The organism is Rhodococcus jostii RHA1, assembly GCF_000014565.1.
GTDB classification, from domain to species: domain Bacteria; phylum Actinomycetota; class Actinomycetes; order Mycobacteriales; family Mycobacteriaceae; genus Rhodococcus_F; species Rhodococcus_F jostii_A.
The window spans coordinates 5,764,563-5,781,224 of record NC_008268.1; the positions used below are offsets into that span (position 1 = coordinate 5,764,563).

15 protein-coding genes are annotated in these 16,662 nt (G+C 63.9%); 10 read left to right on the forward strand and 5 right to left on the reverse strand.

What is annotated here, in order from left to right; all coding sequences use genetic code 11:
* The first annotated feature begins 171 nt into the window (after positions 1 to 171).
* From RHA1_RS26415 to RHA1_RS26425, 3 genes are read left to right on the forward strand one after another with little or no spacing between them, the layout of a single operon-like run.
* Positions 172 to 573, forward strand: coding sequence for a nuclear transport factor 2 family protein (locus RHA1_RS26415; RefSeq protein ID WP_011597601.1), 402 nt, complete (start codon positions 172 to 174; stop codon positions 571 to 573).
* A gap of 60 nt (positions 574 to 633) precedes the next feature.
* Complete coding sequence (locus tag RHA1_RS26420) at positions 634 to 1,749, forward strand: LLM class flavin-dependent oxidoreductase (protein ID WP_011597602.1); 1,116 nt, start codon at positions 634 to 636, stop codon at positions 1,747 to 1,749.
* Between the two features lie 26 nt (positions 1,750 to 1,775).
* Positions 1,776 to 2,525, forward strand: coding sequence for a glucose 1-dehydrogenase (locus RHA1_RS26425; RefSeq protein ID WP_011597603.1), 750 nt, complete (start codon positions 1,776 to 1,778; stop codon positions 2,523 to 2,525).
* A 128-nt stretch (positions 2,526 to 2,653) separates the two neighbouring features.
* Here RHA1_RS26425 and RHA1_RS26430 read toward each other — a convergent pair whose 3' ends face one another.
* Positions 2,654 to 4,462: an MFS transporter gene (locus RHA1_RS26430; protein WP_011597604.1), complete on the reverse strand. Its 1,809-nt coding sequence runs from the start codon at positions 4,460 to 4,462 to the stop codon at positions 2,654 to 2,656.
* Positions 4,463 to 4,754: 292 nt separating this feature from the next.
* Here RHA1_RS26430 and RHA1_RS26435 point away from each other — a divergent pair, with 292 nt between their 5' ends.
* Together RHA1_RS26435 and RHA1_RS26440 are read left to right on the forward strand one after the other, a co-directional pair.
* Complete coding sequence (locus RHA1_RS26435; protein WP_011597605.1) at positions 4,755 to 5,882, forward strand: RNA-guided endonuclease InsQ/TnpB family protein; 1,128 nt, start codon at positions 4,755 to 4,757, stop codon at positions 5,880 to 5,882.
* A 250-nt stretch (positions 5,883 to 6,132) separates the two neighbouring features.
* Positions 6,133 to 6,531, forward strand: coding sequence for a hypothetical protein (locus tag RHA1_RS26440; RefSeq protein WP_011597606.1), 399 nt, complete (start codon positions 6,133 to 6,135; stop codon positions 6,529 to 6,531).
* A 115-nt stretch (positions 6,532 to 6,646) separates the two neighbouring features.
* Here RHA1_RS26440 and RHA1_RS26445 read toward each other — a convergent pair whose 3' ends face one another.
* Entirely contained in the window at positions 6,647 to 9,265 is a 2,619-nt protein-coding gene (locus RHA1_RS26445) for a helix-turn-helix transcriptional regulator (protein WP_050787387.1), read from the reverse strand.
* Positions 9,266 to 9,554: 289 nt separating this feature from the next.
* On the opposite strand from RHA1_RS26445, the gene RHA1_RS26450 reads away from it, so the two are divergent.
* From RHA1_RS26450 to RHA1_RS26470, 5 genes are all read left to right on the forward strand, one after another.
* Positions 9,555 to 9,980, forward strand: coding sequence for a GTP cyclohydrolase II (locus tag RHA1_RS26450; protein WP_011597608.1), 426 nt, complete (start codon positions 9,555 to 9,557; stop codon positions 9,978 to 9,980).
* 163 nt (positions 9,981 to 10,143) lie between these two features.
* Positions 10,144 to 10,815 (forward strand): hypothetical protein, encoded by a 672-nt coding sequence (locus RHA1_RS26455; RefSeq protein ID WP_011597609.1) that lies wholly within the window; start codon positions 10,144 to 10,146, stop codon positions 10,813 to 10,815.
* A 138-nt stretch (positions 10,816 to 10,953) separates the two neighbouring features.
* A complete protein-coding gene (locus RHA1_RS26460; RefSeq protein WP_011597610.1) occupies positions 10,954 to 12,237 on the forward strand; it encodes a S8 family serine peptidase in 1,284 nt (427 codons plus the stop codon).
* Between the two features lie 15 nt (positions 12,238 to 12,252).
* Positions 12,253 to 12,495 (forward strand): hypothetical protein, encoded by a 243-nt coding sequence (locus tag RHA1_RS26465; protein WP_011597611.1) that lies wholly within the window; start codon positions 12,253 to 12,255, stop codon positions 12,493 to 12,495.
* A 359-nt stretch (positions 12,496 to 12,854) separates the two neighbouring features.
* The gene (locus tag RHA1_RS26470; protein WP_237726952.1) at positions 12,855 to 13,526 is read left to right on the forward strand and encodes a chymotrypsin family serine protease; all 672 of its coding nucleotides are present in this window, start codon (positions 12,855 to 12,857) and stop codon (positions 13,524 to 13,526) included.
* Between the two features lie 612 nt (positions 13,527 to 14,138).
* On the opposite strand, the gene RHA1_RS50625 is transcribed toward RHA1_RS26470, so the two are convergent.
* The 3 genes from RHA1_RS50625 to RHA1_RS26485 form a co-directional block, all read right to left on the reverse strand.
* Positions 14,139 to 14,285 carry a hypothetical protein gene (locus tag RHA1_RS50625; protein ID WP_011597614.1) on the reverse strand — a complete coding sequence of 49 codons (147 nt, stop codon included), beginning with the start codon at positions 14,283 to 14,285 and terminating at the stop codon, positions 14,139 to 14,141.
* A 1,191-nt stretch (positions 14,286 to 15,476) separates the two neighbouring features.
* Entirely contained in the window at positions 15,477 to 15,854 is a 378-nt protein-coding gene (locus RHA1_RS26480; RefSeq protein ID WP_148228415.1) for a hypothetical protein, read from the reverse strand.
* Positions 15,855 to 15,917: 63 nt separating this feature from the next.
* The gene (locus RHA1_RS26485; RefSeq protein WP_237726953.1) at positions 15,918 to 16,325 is read right to left on the reverse strand and encodes a thermonuclease family protein; all 408 of its coding nucleotides are present in this window, start codon (positions 16,323 to 16,325) and stop codon (positions 15,918 to 15,920) included.
* Positions 16,326 to 16,662 lie beyond the last annotated feature (337 nt).

Sequence of the window (16,662 nt, forward strand, 5' to 3'; positions counted from 1 at the left end):
ACACGCCTATTGACCAATTGCAGCGGCGTGCCTCGGCGTGCATATCGGCTCTGAGCTGGTCGGATGCCGGCAGATTCGGGAGGGGTGGGGAATCGAGTATTACTACGGTTTCGCCTCGAGCGCCGCGGGCGGACAGTGATCCAGGTCATAGAGGAAAGAAACGGAGCATCCATGACTACGCCGGAACAGAACATCGACTTGGCCGACAACTTCGCAAAGGTCTTCTCCACGGGCGACGTGGAACAGATTCTCGACACTCTCCATCCCGATGCGACCTACTGGGTCTCGGGGCGGATCGACGGGATGTCGGGCAGCTATAACAAGGAAGGTCTCGGCGCGTTGCTCGGCGGGGTCACCTCCGTGTACGAGAACGGCGCGCTCGAAATCACCCCGACTTCGGCAATCGCGCAAGGCGACAAGGTGGCTGTCGAGGCGACGTCGTACGCGAAGTTGAAGAACGGCAAGGTCTATCAGAACGCGTACCACTTCCTGTTCGAGTTTCGCGACGGCAAGATCCTGTCCGTCAAGGAGTACATGGATACCCAGCACGCATACGACATCTTCTATGCCTGACAAGGGGTTTCATACCGCCACTGGGTAATCGACCACAAGTTAGTTGAAAGGCAGTTCACGATGGCAATGGAAACCGGACTCATCGTCCACCCGTACATGCGCCCTGAGCGGACCGCGCGCCAGACATTCGACTGGTGCGTGCAGCAGGCCGTCGAGGCCGATAAGATCGGCTTCGACTCGATCATGTTCTCCGAACACGCTTCACAGCGTTGGGAGAACATCCCCAACCCGGAGCTGATTATCGCAGCAGCCGCACGCCAGACCGAGCGGATCAAGTTCGCGCCGATGGCTCACATCCTTCCCCATCACAATCCGGCGAAGCTCGCGATCATGGTCGGCTGGCTCTCGCAGATTCTCGAGGGTCGGTATTTCCTCGGCGTCGGTGCGGGTGCGTACCCGCAGTCCACGTACATCCACGGCATCAAGAACGGTGAAGACACGCAATTCACCAACGAGATGGTCCGCGAATCGCTCGAGATCATGGAGAAGATCTGGAAGCGTGAACCGTTCTTCTACGAGGGACGTTTTTGGAATGCGGGCTACCCCGAAGAGTTGCACGGCGAAGAGGGCGACGACCAGCACATGCTCGCGGACCTCAGCCCGTGGGGTGGTGCACCGGAGATCGCGGTGACCGGATTCAGTGCCAAGTCGCCGTCGATGAAGTTTGCGGGCGAGCGCGGATTCCGACCGATGTCGATCTTCTCCGGCCTGGACGCTCTGAAGACGCACTGGGAGACCTACTCTACGGCTGCGGAGGCCAATGGGCACGTCGCGGATCGCGCGCGCTACCACGTGTCCCAGACAGTGTTCGTCGCCGACACGGACAAAGAGGCGAAGCGGCTCGTGATGGAGGGGCCTATCGGATACTGCTTCGAGCGCTACCTCATTCCCATCTGGTGGCGGTTCGGGATGATGGATGGATTCATCAAGGACGCCGGCGCGGACAGGGCCGACGTCGACCTCGAGTGGGTCGTCGACAACGTGTTCTGTGTGGGCTCACCGGACACCGTGGTGGACAAGATCAATACTTTGTTCGAGGCCAGCGGCGGTTGGGGCACCCTGCAGGTCGAATCGCACGACTACTACGACGATCCCGCGCCCTGGTTCAATTCGCTGGCCATGATCCAGAAGGAAGTGGCTCCCAAGATCTCGCTTCCTGTGTCGGTGACGTCGTAGTACTCGGATCGAACGAAGGGACAGAAATGACAAAGCGGTTGGAGGGCAAAGTGGCCCTCATCACCGGCGCATCTCGTGGCATGGGTGAGTCGCACGCGAAGGCATTCGTCGAGCACGGGGCGAAGGTCGTACTGGCGGACATCACGGACGACGCAGGGGAGCTGCTTGCCAAGGAGCTGGGGGAGAATGCAGTCTTCGTGCATCACGACGTCACGCAACTCGATTCATGGACCAATGTCGTCGAACGGAGTGTGAACGCGTTCGGCGAGATCAATGTGCTGGTGAACAATGCAGGGGTTCTCGGCCCGCTGGCCACGACGGCAGAGCTTACCGAGGGCGACTACCGGAAGGTGTGCAGTATCAACCAGGACGGTGTGTTCTTCGGGATGAAAGCTGTTCTGCCCTCCATGGAACGAGCCGGTATCGGCTCCATCGTCAACATCTCGTCGATCGCCGGCATGGCCGCGAACTACGGGTTCCCCAGTTTGGCGTACGTCGCAAGCAAGTTCGCAGTCCGCGGCATGACGAAAGCGACAGCCGTCGAATACGGACCCAAGAACATTCGCGTCAATTCCGTGCACCCTGGGTTCATCCAGACTCCGATGATGGTGGAGGCCACCAACGAAGAGGGCGGCGACGCCTTGGCTCAGATTCCCCTCGGTCGCATCGCAGATCCGCAGGAGGTGTCCAACCTCGTTCTGTTCCTCGCGTCGGACGAATCCTCCTACATCACCGGATCGGAGCATCTGGTCGACGCGGGCATGCTCGCGCAGTAGGCGTTGAGCCCAAGGTTGTGGAAGGTCTTCAACGTGGCCTTCCACAACCTGGTGGCAATCGGAGGGTGTTGTTCGGCACCCGATTCGGCGGCCATGTGAGGTTCGGTGAATCCACGTCCAGGGTCTGGTCAGTTCGTCCGGTCGTGGACGAGTTCGCTCGGGCCGATTCCGGCCTCGCCGGCGATTCCGGCGAGTTCCGCGCCGACCGACTCGTGCGGCTCGTCGGCCGTGGGCTTCTTCTGCGGACTGGTGAGCAGCGAGGCGATTCCGCCGATCACGCACGCGACGATCGCGAAGGCGAATGCCATGGCCAGACCGTCGGCGAACGGGCCGGAAATCAGCTGGGGGAAGAAGTCCAGGCCGGTCAGGTGTGCCTGCTGCTGCTCGGTGAGCGAGGACAGTTGGGGTCCGAGCAGTTCCTGGATCGGGTTGACGCCGAGGAACGCCGCGAACAGCACGGCCACGGCGGGGAGATTCGCGATCTGGGTGGCCTGCGCCGCGGATACCCCGTTCGCCATCAGTCCGTCGCTCATCGCGGCCGGAAGGTGGGAGCTGAGTCCGGCGATCATCAGGCTGAAGAAGAATCCGATCGACAGCACCATCGCCGCGTTCTGGAAAGTCGTCATCATGCCCGCGCCGACGCCCCGCGCGTCGGCGGGCAGGCTGTTCATCACCTCCGCTCGGTTCGGCGCGGAGAACATCCCCATTCCGATGCCGTTGATCAGCAGCGTCACGGCGAAGGCCCAGTAGTCGAAGTCGACCGGCAGGGCGATCAGCAGACCGAATGTGCCCGCGGTGATGAACATGCCGGTGCTGGTGAACCACTTGGTGCCGAACCGGTCGGAAATGACGCCGGATACCGGTGCCGACAGCAGGAACCCGATGGTCATCGGCAGCATGTAGATGCCCGCCCACAGCGGGGTGCGGCTGTAGTCGTAGCCGTGCTGCGGCAGCCAGATGCCCTGGAGCCAGATGATCAGGATGAACTGCAGTCCGCCGCGCCCGAGTGATGCCACCAGGTTGGCGATGTTTCCCCAGGTGAACGACTTGATCTGGAACAGGTGCAGGTTGAAGAGAGGATTCGCGACCCTGGTCTCGATGACGCAGAAGACCGCGAGGACGGCGAGACCGCCGACGAGGCACCAGAGCACCAGCGGGCTGCCCCAGCCCATCGACGAGGAGCCGTACGGCTGGATGCCGTAGGTGATGCCGACCAGCACGGCGATCAAGCCGACGGCGAACGTGATGTTGCCCCACCAGTCGATGTCGGCGTGTCGGCGGACGTCGGTGTCGCGGAGTTTCAGGTAGGCCCAGATCGTGCCGACCACGCCGAAGGGAACCGAGACGAGGAAGATCAGATTCCAGTGGATCGGCGCGAGGATGCCGCCGATGAGCAGGCCGAGGAAGGATCCGGCGATCGCGGCGACACCGTTGATCCCGAGCGCCAGCCCACGCTGATCGGCGGGGAAGGCATCGGTGAGGATCGCCGACGAGTTCGCCATCAGGAACGCTCCGCCCACACCCTGGACGACGCGCCACCCGATGAGCCACAGTGCCGCCTCGGACCCGTCGAACCACGTCACTGCCAGGAAGATCGAGGCGATCGTGAACACCGCGAAGCCCATGTTGTACATCCGGGCGCGACCGAACATATCGCCGAGCCGTCCGAAACTGACGACCAGGACTGCGGTGACGACGAGGAAGCCCATCATCATCCACAGCAAATAACTCGTGTTGCCGGGTTCGAGCGGGTTGAGATGGATGCCTTTGAAGATGTCCGGGAGCGCGATCAGCACGATCGACGAGTTGATCGTCGCCACCAGCATGCCGAGGGTGGTGTTCGACAACGCAATCCACTTGTAGTGCGGGCCGAGTTCGTCGAGGGTCGGGGTGTCGTCACCGATCGGGGCGGAAGGTTCCTTCGTGTGGGAGACCAAGGGACTTCACCTCTCGGGTTTTCATAGTTTTCAAAAGTAAGTAATCGGAAAGCAAAGTGTTCGGTTGTTGCGTGTTCTTTGTGGTGGGCAATCGGCCGACCGTGGAATCCCCTGATTGGAAATGCCCGGTTTGTCCGTTATGTCACTGTCGTTCGACCGGTTCCGTAGAGACGGTCGATCAGATTTGCGATCCGTGAGTCTTTCGGCGCAAACCCGGTCCTTCGGGTCGAGGATAGCCGATCTGGTTTTGTCGGACTGTATGGCTAGTGTCTGGGTTATGGCGGGGAGGGTGGTGAAGCGGGCGTTCAAGTACCGCTTCTATCCGACTGCAGTGCAGGCGGAACAGCTTGCTCGGACCTTCGGATGCACCCGGTACGTCTACAACCGGGCGTTGGCCGAGCGCTCGCGTGCCTGGTCGCAGGAGCAGCGCCGGGTCACCTACAGCGACACCTCGAAGATGCTCACCGGATGGAAGCGGGACACCGAGACCGCGTGGCTGTCGGAGCCGTCGAAGGGGCCGTTGCAGGAGTCGCTGCGGCAGTTGCAGGGCGCGTTCGACAGGTTCTGGCGCAAGCAGTCCCGCTACCCGCAGTTCAAGAAGAAGGGCCAGTCGAAGGATTCGGCGACCTACTATTCGAACTGCTTCGCCTACCGCGGCGGGCAGATCCGGTTGGCCAAGCAATCCGAACCCCTGGATATCCGGTGGTCGAGGCCGCTACCGGAGGGGGCGACGCCGTCGCAGGTGACGGTGTCGCGTAATGCTCGTGGTCAGTACCACATTTCGATTCTCGTCGAGGACACGATCACCGAGCACCCGTCGACCGATCGGGTGGTCGGGCTCGACGCCGGGATCACGAGCCTCTACACGCTCTCGACGGGGGAGAAGATCATAAACCCGCGTCATGAGCGCAGGGACCGCGAGCGGCTGGCGAAGGCGCAGCGGGTGCTGGCCAAGAGGCAGAAGGGATCCCGTAACCGGGCCAAGGCCCGACTGAAGGTCGCGAAGATTCATGGCCGGATCGCCGATCGGCGGCGCGATTATCTGCACAAACTCTCCACTCGGCTGGTGCGCGAAAATCAAGTGATCGCCATCGAGGATCTGAGTGTGCGGAACATGGTCAAGAATCGGTCGTTGTCTCGGGCGATCTCGGATGCGAGTTGGTCCGAGTTCCGGTCGATGCTCGAATACAAGGCCGACTGGTACGGGCGGCGGGTGGTGGCGATCGACCGGTTCTTTCCGTCGTCGAAGACCTGCTCGGTGTGTGGGGCGATCGCGTCGACGATGCCGCTGAACGTGCGGGAGTGGACGTGCCGATGCGGCGCCGTCCATGATCGGGATGTGAACGCTGCGAAGAACATTTTGGCCGTCGGACTGACGGTGGCAGCCTGCGGAGATGGTGTGAGACCGCCCCGCACATAAAGTGTGGGGAGGCAACTGTCAGTGAAACAGGAACCTCGGGACGCGAGTCCCGAGGGGAATCTCGGTCGTTCACGGCCGAGAGGACGTCAAGATACGGCGTCTCGATCAGTGCCGCAGCGCTGCGTCGCCGGGCCGATCGGGGGACGTCCGATTCATCCCACTTCAGGCCCGATCGGGGGACAGGTGCCGCGTCCGATTCGCGACAGGATGGTCCCCATCGAGTTGGACCTAGGAACAGGAAAAGGGCGCGATGTCGACGATTGCAAGCACCGGGTTGGCGGAGTTGGCATCCGAGTGGTGCACCGAGGCAGAGATTCAGGTGCAGCCATCCGCCGTCGCGGGTGGACGGAACGCGACGCGGAGAGTGTTGTTCATCGGCAAACCGTCCACCGTCACCGAGGTGACACACTGGGCCGCCGTCAGGCATTGGACGGTGGAGCAGGGGCTGAAACCGGTACGCGACCTCGGCGGCGACGTGCTGTGCGCGATCGTCACCGAAGCCGTAGCCCTCGGCACCTGTTCCGGTTCGGACGCGGACGTCGTGCAGCGCGTGCGCGCCCGCGGTCTGGACTGCATCCCCGTCTACGACATCGAGCCGTGGGGAACGGCCCGGCTGTCCGGGGTGCTTCCGCCTACGTCGGCTCCTTGAGCGCGTGCCGGGCGGCCGGCCGGAACTCGAACCGCACACCCGATGCCGACTCCGCAACAGGACGATTCCTGTTGCCGAGCCGGCATGTCGTCGTGCACCGAGTCCAGGCACGACATCACCGAACCGTCGTCCCCATCGACTCCGCAAGCCCGCTGCGATCCGCGACATCCAGCTTCATGCACGCACGGTAGATATGACCCTCCACCGTCCGCACCGACACGAACAGCCGATCAGCGATCTGCCGGTTCGACAACCCGGCCGCAACCATCGACCCCACTTCCCGCTCACGGCTCGTGAGGGGGAGAGGATGTGCGGCCTCCACGAGAGCGGGAGACGACATATGGTCGCATCGCGCCGACAGGGCTTCGGCCGCGGCTGCGCACTCGATCGATCGACGCTTGTCGCCGGCGTGCGTGAAGGCGATCGCCGCCCGGGCATAGGCGTCGGCGGCGTCGGGCAAGGCGCCGATTCTCTCGAATTCGGCCGCAGCCGACGCCACACCGCACCCGTCGCCCGCTCCGACAGCCACGGCCTGCTTGGCCGCGATCGTGACGAGGTCGCCATCGCAGAGCTCGGTCAACTCGGCGAGACGAGTGGCGGCAGTCGTGTCGCCGAACCGGGTGGCAAGGTGGAGAGCCACCACCTCGATGCCGAATTGTCCGGACGCGCACGCAGATTCCGCCGCCGACTGCGACAGGTCGACGGCCCGCGAGGTCTCTCCCCGCGCAGCCGCGAGCCATGCCTCCGACATCGCGAGTTGGGGGCCGAACACCGCAACGTGCCGGCCGTTCCTAGCTCGCGCCTGAGCGGTGATGTCCTCGGCCTCGTGAATGCGCCCGAGCTCCGCATATGCCTGCCCTAGAGCGATGTAGGCGGGAAAGCTCCAGGAGATGGCATCGGCCGTATCGCCGACGTTGAGGGCCGCGATCGCCTGCTCGAGGCGACCCGCGGCGTCGGTGAACCGACCGCGGGCAAGTTCCACCGTCCCCACCAGGATGTTCGCGAGCCCCCAGGCAACGTAGCGGCCGCTCGACGCCAACGAGAGGTACTCCTCGGCCCGGCGCTGCGCCGCAGCGAACTGTCCGGTGAGGGTCAACGCGAGGATCTCACCGTGTGCGGCCGGGAACCGCAGCAACCCGTCGATCTGATCGGCCACCGCAGCGCTGCGTGCCGCCAGTTCCGGCACTTGGCCGCCGCGTCCCATGAGTGCCAGGGACAACCCGCCACCGAAGTACGCCCACTCGATCGCCCACGGCAATACTCGGTCGGCGGCCAGAATCGCCGTCGCGGCCGCTGCTGCTTCCTCGGGCCGATTCTCGAACACCGCGCACACCGAGCCGATGCCCTCGATGATCGGCACGAGACTGGGATGCGTGACCTTCTCGCGGAGAACCGCGAGGACCTCGTCGGCCTTCTCCGACTCGCCGCTCGCCCAGAACAGGTTTGCGATCCGCGACGTACCCCAGCGCACCAACTGCACCTGGTCCAGGCTGTCGGGCGAAAAGGACAGCAGCAACGATTCGGCCTCCGTGGCGTGCCCCTGCCACAGCAGAGCACGGGCCAGGAGGTCGGCCGCCTCGAAGCTGCCGGTCTGGTCGAGTGCCGCGCGCGCGAGCCGTTCCCCCAGCGGAACATTCGCCAAACCGATCGCATCCTCGGCGGCGTCGACCAACAGATCGGGTTCGACGGACCGGTCGCTGTCGAGGGCCAACTCTGCCAGGCGAATTCGATTGGAGGATCCGACCACGGCCCGGCTGCTCAGCGCTTCCACGAGCCGTCCCCGGAGCCTCCGGCCCGCCGCGCGCCCCACCCGTCGTCGAATCACCTCACCGAACAGCGGATGCGTGTAACGGACGTCGAGGCGGTGGCCATCCTCGACGATTCTGACGAGGCCGCGTCGCTCGGCCTCCTCCACCGCGTCCTCACCCGCCAACTGCCCGAGGATGTCCAGATCGAGCGGCTCGCAGAAGGTGAGAAGCTGCAACGCCTGCAACACGTCGTGGGGAATTTGATCGATCCGGTGCTCCAGCAGGGAAGCGAGTTCGGACGTGATGGCGGCACGCCCTCGCAACTGCCAGACGCCACCGGAACGACGCAGCGTCCCCGCTTCGAGGGCGCCCTCCACCAGATGCCGGACGAACAACGCGTTCCCGCCGGACGCCTCCCAGATCATGTCCGCGCTCAGCCCCTCGAGGGGGCCGTCCAGCACGGATTCGATCAACTCGATGCTCTGTTCCCGGCTGAACGGCGTCAGTTCGAGCCGCAGGAGATGACCGTCCTTCCACAACGACGTGATCGCGTCGGGCACGGTCTCGCCGTTGCGAACGGTGGCGACGATGTGCACGGCCCTGTCGAGGGCAAGCTGATGAAGGAATGTCGCCGAGAGCTGATCGAGGAGGTGCGCGTCGTCGACACCGATCACCACCTCGCCACTGTGGCCGTCGTCGAGGAGCGCCTGCCGCGCCGCGGACAGGAAGGCGACCGGATCCCGGGAGGTGGACGCCCCGACCAGATGGGCGAACACACCCAGCGGGATGCTGCGCGCCGACTCGGTGCCCGCCACCCATTTCACGTCACGCGGCAACGACTCGGTGGCGAACCTCGCGAGGGTGGTCTTGCCGACGCCGGGATCGCCCGTGAGGACGACACCGCATCCCCCGGACCGAGCCGTGAGCGACGCGGTGATCGCGTCGAACTCGACTTGCCGCTGAATCAGAGGCCACACCGGACCCATAGGTCTGATTCTAGATTCTCGCAGCACCGGTGACAGCACCGAGACGCGTATTGATCGCGAGTTCTCCAGCGAAACAGTGCAATACAACCTTGGAGTCGCTTTCGGCCGCACTACTCCGGAGACGTAGATGGATTGAGTGGCGCGACACGGGCACGAGTTCGGTTTCGTGATCGACCGAAAGTATGTCCCGCGCGATCGGGTAGGACGCTACTCGCGAGATCAGCCGACATCCGGGCGACGCTGAATAGGTATCGCGGAAAGCTATTGCGTCGAACTACAGGAGCATGTCATGACCGCGCGGCCGGAACCCTTCTTCAGTTGGACGGCGAGACGAGTCGAACTCCGTGAATCGGAGTCCGCTGTCCTGGTGTTGGACGAAGTCGTGCCGGTGGGAACCGGCACGGCGCGACTGATCGCCACCCGCGTCGACGACGTCGACTACCTTGCACTGGTCGTCGGCGACGTCGCCGACCGACACGACGTTGCGGTCCGCGTCGTCGATGAGGAGGCCCTCCTCATCGAGGGCAGCCGATCCGAATCCTCTCCGGAGATCCTGATCGGGTTACGGGCCGCACCGAGCATCTGCGGTTGCTCCGTAGCTCGGCACGTGGACAGCCAGTTGTGCCTGGACGGTCCGATCCGGACGATGATCGCATCGATCGGCGTCCGGTCAGTCGTCGTCGACTGGTATCACGCAGTGTCTGCGGTCGCGTGAACCGAACTACTCACCCGACAACTCGGCCCGCGAGAAAGTCGGGTAGCGCGCCACTCGCGGAATCCCGGCCGTCGTGCTGGACCGTTGAGGACGTCCGACGAGCGACACTCCGGAGGCGTCGACAGTCACCTTCCCGTCGCCATCCCATTCGAAAGGAACGGTCATGTCAGTAATCAACGTCCCGCAGGACACCACCGACCAGTACGTGGACGCCGGCGAGCTGTCCGACGACAGTGCCCCCAGCCCTGGCGCGGGGCACATCGTCACGGGAGCCGACCTCGTCGCACCTCCCGCGCTGCCGGACCCGGAGCGCATCAAGGAGAAGGTGGAAAGTGAAGGGGCCGAATTGGACAGCATCGACTGGGACGCACTGACCACTGAGGAAGATCCCCTGTCGCCGACCGCGGAGGTTCTGGGCTTCACCCGCATCGGTGGGTCAGGACGCATCGTGTTCGGCGGGGGTGTCCCCGTCGGCGGGTGGACGCAGATGGTGGTGTTTCCCGACGGAAGCTACAACTACAGTGGTCACCTTCATGTTTCGGGCGCCACGAGTTACACCGTCTCGATCGCGTGGATGCTCACCACCGGCTCCGGTCATCCGTCGTTCGTGATGCCTGCGAAGGGTCGCCTGCACGGCACGTTCGAGCCGGGTTCACGGGATTTCGACTGGAACAGGAGTGGAACCAACCCGGCTCTGCGCAACGCGTGGCCCATCTTCAATGCGCAGGGGTACCGATGGCGCTGGTCGGCCTCGGCGAACCTCGACATCGGCCCGCTGATCACCGGCCTGGGTCAGGCAATCGGTGTCGTGGGTGCGGTCGTCGCGCTGCTCTGAGCTGCGCAGTGGATTCGTGACCAGCGACAGTGCTGCGCCCGGTTCTGCAGTTACCGGGCGCAGCACACGAAACCTGAAGAAACATAGATGCATTGACGCGGCGAGTGCGCTGCGTTCCAGAATTGTGAGGAAGAAACAGTGATATCTCGAGAAGATTCCGACCGGAACGGGGACGGTGGACGGCCTGCCGCCGATTCGACGGCCGAAACGACGGGCCGCCACGTGGTGGTGTTCACGGAGCACGGCAGGCGAACGGATCCCACGGGACTCCTACGATCCCTCACCGGCGTCTCGAACGTGGCGAGAAGTAGCGAGTTCGATTCTTCGGCAATGGATCTCGAACGGGCGGAAGTGGCTGACGCAGTTCTGTTCGACGAACTCGGAATTGCCGTGGTCGCCGCAGATCCCGGCCAGTTGGAGGCACTCCGCGCCGCGGCTGCCGCACCGGACGTCGCGGTCCTGTCCGTTGAACCCGAGTTGGTGCACCATGCACTGGACAGCGAAGACACCGTCGCAGAGATCGCACGGCCTGCGAACGGCGCCGCCGCGGTGGAGGACGCCGAGCACTTCCTGGATTCGCCGGAGTTCACCTGGGGACTGGAGGCGACCCGCACCACGACGTCGGCGTGCAGTGGGCGCGGTGTCAGGATCGCCGTCCTCGACACCGGACTCGACCTCAGCCACCCGGATTTCCACGGTCGCACCATCACGGCCCAGTCGTTCGTACCCGGCGCAGAACCCCAGGACGGACACGGGCACGGCACGCATTGCGTCGGAACGGCCTGCGGTCCGGCGGCAGCCACCGGCACCCGCCGATACGGAGTGGCTCACGAGGCCGACATCTTCGTAGGGAAGGTTCTGTCGGATCAGGGACGTGGCGTGGACGGTGGCATCCTCGCAGGCATCGAGTGGGCCATCGCCAACGGTTGTCAGATCGTCTCGATGTCGCTCGGCGCCGACGTCGCGTCGGTGTCCGTCGCCTACGAGACGGTGGGGCAGCGTGCACTGGCGGCCGGAGTGCTGATCGTCGCCGCGGCCGGCAACAACGCGAATAGAGCTGCCGGGCGCCCGGGACTGGTGGGCGTTCCCGCCAACAGTCCGTCGATCATGGCCGTCGCTGCAGTCGACCCCGATCTCGGGCTGGCCAATTTCTCTGCCGCCAGCAATCCCGTCGCCGGTGGTCAGATCGACGTGGCAGGACCTGGCGTGCGCGTGTTCTCGACGGTGCCTATGCCCGTGCGGTACGGCACGAAGAACGGAACGAGTATGGCGACTCCGCACGTCGCGGGTGTCGCTGCCCTGTGGTGCGAGAAGACCGGGCGCAGCGGCCGCGATCTGTGGTCCCTGCTCACCCAGCATTCCCGGCGGCTCGCGTTGCCGTCACTCGATGTCGGTGCCGGCCTGATCCAGGCATCCGCGTAGAGGGCTCGACATATCGTGCCGGGCATGGTCGGAATCAGTGTCACGGTGGACGCCGACTACGTCGAGGACATCGACGTGGTCGGCGTCGCGCTGGCCCAGGAGGGCATGCGGATCGACGCGGTGCACCGCACGATCGGAATCATTTCCGGTTCCGTCCCCGCGAGCCGATTCGCAGCCCGCGAGGCAGTCCCGGGCGTCCTGGCCATCGAACTGGAGCGGCACGTCGACAGCCGTCGTAACGGACCCGATGCATGGTAGGTGACCTCAGACTTCGTGAGGGTGGGGCTATTTCTCGCTCCTCAGGAGAAGTTGCCGGTGTTGCAGACGTTCAACTCCTCAACGTCGGGAAGCGGGGATTTCCGCGCCGACTATCGGATGAGGTCCGCCGGCGCGAGCTGATCTAAATGGACAAGTCGGTTGCCGGCCAGTTGGATGGGCTCTGTATGTCATCCGAGTGACAAAGGGTGTGGAACGATTCCGTTCAGAACTGCTCAAAATGCCCCTCGCTCGTCTCAGGGGGAGGTGCTTTCGTGCGCGTAGCACCTCATGAGTGGGCACTCCGGTGAGAGAAGCAGGAGAATGCTCCCCAGTAAGAGGAATGGGAGAAACGGATGAAGATGGTTTTGGTCGCGGGTTTTGCCGCGCTCGTGTTGACGCTCGGTGTCGCCCCGGTGGCGCAGGCGGGACCGACCGTCCATGTCGGGCCGGGAACCGCGTACACCCCATACCCGGATGTCGAGGGGTACTGCTCGATCGGGGCGGTCGGCACCGACAACGCGGGCAGCTTGGTTGCGCTGACCGTCGGTCACTGCCACCAGGGCGCGGATAAGGCCGTGTACAAGGTTGGTGAGGCTGCCAAGGGGCCGATCGGGTGGGAGACCGACGTGTTCTCGCGCAACACGGATGGCACGTTCACGGGGCTCGATTACGCGGTGATTCGGCTGAACCCGGATGTTGTGGTGCCGAGCAAGTACGGCGATACCACTGACGTCATCGTCTCGTCTGTCGGTGATGCCTCGCTGGCGGACGTGGGGTGCAACCACGGAGCGACCACCGGCAAGAATTGCGGGATCATCGGCAATGCAGACGGTATTCACCTCCAGAACTGGGCGGTGATGTGGGAGGGCGATTCGGGCGGTCCGATCGTGGTGGGGGAGAAGCTTGTCGGCCTCAACATCGGCATGGACTTCGGAACCCAGCCGACGACGTTCTACGGGAAGATCATGCCGATTCTGGCGGATATCGACGCAAAGGGTAGCTACGGCGCTGGGTTCACTTTGGTGCAGTGACTACGGGGCCCCACCCCACCACCCACCGGAGGGGGGCGGTTTGTTCTCTCTAGGAGGCGCTACCAGTGGTGAGGAAGGTGATCACCGGCGCTAAGACAATCAACCACTCCGGCCACATGCCACCCGGATTCCACACATCGTCCATTCCATTTCCTCCTTCTGTAGGTCCACGCGGATGCCACTGCCTCCCATCGGCACCCGTTTCCCGAATTGAACTGCGGTAGCTGGCTGTACCTCGAGCGGTCGGTCTGTGGACGGATTGGCCTCGCTACCAAGGTGCACGATGACGCCCCATCCTTCCGGGTGGGGCGTCGCCGTTTCTAGTTGACGCTGCCCCAGTTGAGGGCGTGCAGCACTCCCGAGACGAACTGGATGAACATGCCAGAAGGTGTATCCCAAACGCCGCTGTCCATGAGCTCTCTTTCTGAAGGTAGGACGAAACCCCGCTCGACGTCGGGGGAAGGCGGGGTTTCCGCGCCGGCTGTCGGATGGGGTCCGCCGGACGCGAGCTGATCATAAACAGGCAGGTCGGCTACCCGCCAGTTCGGCTCGTGTGCGTATACCACCCGAATGACAAACGGCTGAGTCATTTCTGGCCGGCACTGAATACAGCTATTCCCTATCAGGTGTCGCGGTCAGGTTGGTGAGCAGTGGTTTCAACTGCGCTTCGAGTTGCATGACGCCGATGAGGTCGCCCTTCCCGTAGGCGTGCTTCAGGAGGGCGGCAAGGTCGTAGAGGCGGTCGGGAATGGACTGCATGCCGAACCTCCGGAGCGCGTGGCCGAGCTAATGCTCATTGAGAATATGGGGAGCGTCGGCGTCACAACGATGTGGTCCGCCGGCGTTGAGATCAGCGAGTGGGGTCGAAACCCCGTCGGAACCAGGGGGCGAACAGCGGCGGGGTCGCTGCACTGGCGCTTGGTTGGGATCGCCACCAGTGTGCGTTGAGCCTATCCGCGGGTTCGGTTTGCCGTTACAGCGTCGGGCGAGTATGTCACCGCCGACTGCCTCCCACTCTGCCGCGAAAGCTGGTTCTCGAACCCGCTGCACGCCAGTCGTTGTCAACGTGCGATGTACGTGAAGGTGTCGGGGGGTGCGCGATGCTACGGGCTACGGTTGATCTGGTTTGTGGTCACTTTTCCGGGGTTCTGGATGGTTTTTCTGTAGGTCATGTATTGCGCTGGCCCACTTCGAGATTGATGTGTATGGGCGATACACCAACTCGAGAGCTGTCCGCCGTCGTCGCCGCATCGCGAAGGAGCGGGTCGGATCGCGGGAGGAACTCGTGCCAGCCGCTCCCCTGCTGTTGCAAAGTCTTTCAACTCGTGTAGAAAGAACGAGTGCCCGGCAGGGGTACGGATCGAGATTCCAACACCATCGCCTCAGTAGGAGTGAAATATGTCTGTAGATTTCGCCAGCATCGCGGATCTGATCAACTTCTTTGCTTCGTTCCTGACCTTCGGGTCGGAGGGTGGATCTACCGGAGTGTAATCCATTACCGATCTGAAACTGGGGCTCACAGAACGCTGTGGGCCCCAGTTTTGGTATCCGTGTCATCTGGTGTGGGGCCTTCACCCGCTCGACCAGGTGCGTGGCACGATCGGGAAGGACCGATTCGAGCGTGCGCGCAGTTCGGCGGCCGGCGCTTGTCTTCCGTTGCCGTGGTTACGCGGCGTTTTGGTCGTGAGGCCCGCCGGTCCGGCTCTTGCGCCGGCGAGGCAACTTTTCGCGGCGGTCTTTCTGCCGGGCTGCTTTCCCGATGAGTATTGCGAGTGGCATCGACAACACCGCCCACGCTATGACGATCCATATCCACCACACGACACCAGTATGCCGCACCTGTGCGGCCGTCCAATCTAACGTACTGGGGATTCCTATCTGCGAAAATGCTGAGAATTCACGAGGGAGTCAGGGCGTCGAACTGGCGGTCGAAAGCGCGTCGTGAGCCGTTCACCACAGGTGGTCGCCCACGCCATGTTGTGGGTCCCAGAACTCGATCGTCGTCGAGCGACGCACCGGGCTCTGGCGTCCGATCAGAGCCCGGTCGGCTTTCGCGGGTTTGCTCAAGTGGAAGTGGCGGAGCCCCTGGGTGGTTGGGGCCGACACGCCGAGAATGGGCCAGACTTCTGCGATGACACCGGCGGCGTTTGTTGCGATCAGTAATACGCGTTCGCCTGTTGCGAGGCGCTGATGGAGCCTTGTGACCATCGCATCCGAGATATCGCGGTCGACGCGCGCGTCCTCGGCCGACGATTCGAGTGAGTGTGGACCGCGGAGAGACACCACGATTGCTGGATCGGCAGGAGCCGCGGGGTGGTCGGGCGTCACGGATTTCCTTGTCGTTCGCACCAGAAGGGGCGTGTGGGAGGAGGATGGTTCGGGGCGAACCGGTCAAGGGGCCGGCCGGGGCCCCGGGTCTGGACTGGGTGCTGCAACCGGGATGCTCCCATCGCACGTCCACAAGCCGCGGTGGGTATCGCGCGCCCCCGCTTCGGCTGAGAGCAGCTGGCTGGCAAGGCGTACATGGTCGGTGGCGTGTGCCCGTGCTGCGCCCTCGCGGGCAGCCTTGATCGCGTAGTCGCCGTCCATGTCATTGTCGAGAACAACGCGCCGGACGAGCGCGCCGGTGGGATCGGTATTCGGCAGTGTCGCCTCTGCCGACAGCATGACCCGCCGGCCCAGGAGGTGGTCCCTGGCGAACTGCGTCGACTGCGCGGCCCAGCATTGCTCGCCCTCGGGTGCGTCGATGCCCACAACACTGACAGCGAAGATCTCGCTCTTGTCGAGGTATCGCGCCACCAGTGTGTCTCCGTCGACAACATCGACGACTTGCGCCGCCGCTGCCGCACCGTCCAGTGCGACTGGGTAAGCCGCCGCGGGGCACGCGACCGCGCACGCAATACTCAGAGCGCACAGTGCGACCGCGGAGGGTGCGAGAAGGCGGCGCCGATGAGCTCCTCGATGGTGAGCGGCGCGAATCGCGGGGATGCGTGTGACCGGCATTGTTCTCCTGAAAGCCCACTAGGGGAGATGGTGGCGTCGTGGGGAGTGGACCATCGAGCCGTGCTGCCCGCGGGGACGGATTCGAAGTCGGCTTGGCGAGTGCAGAGGGAAAGTTGCTAATCGTCTGCTGGTG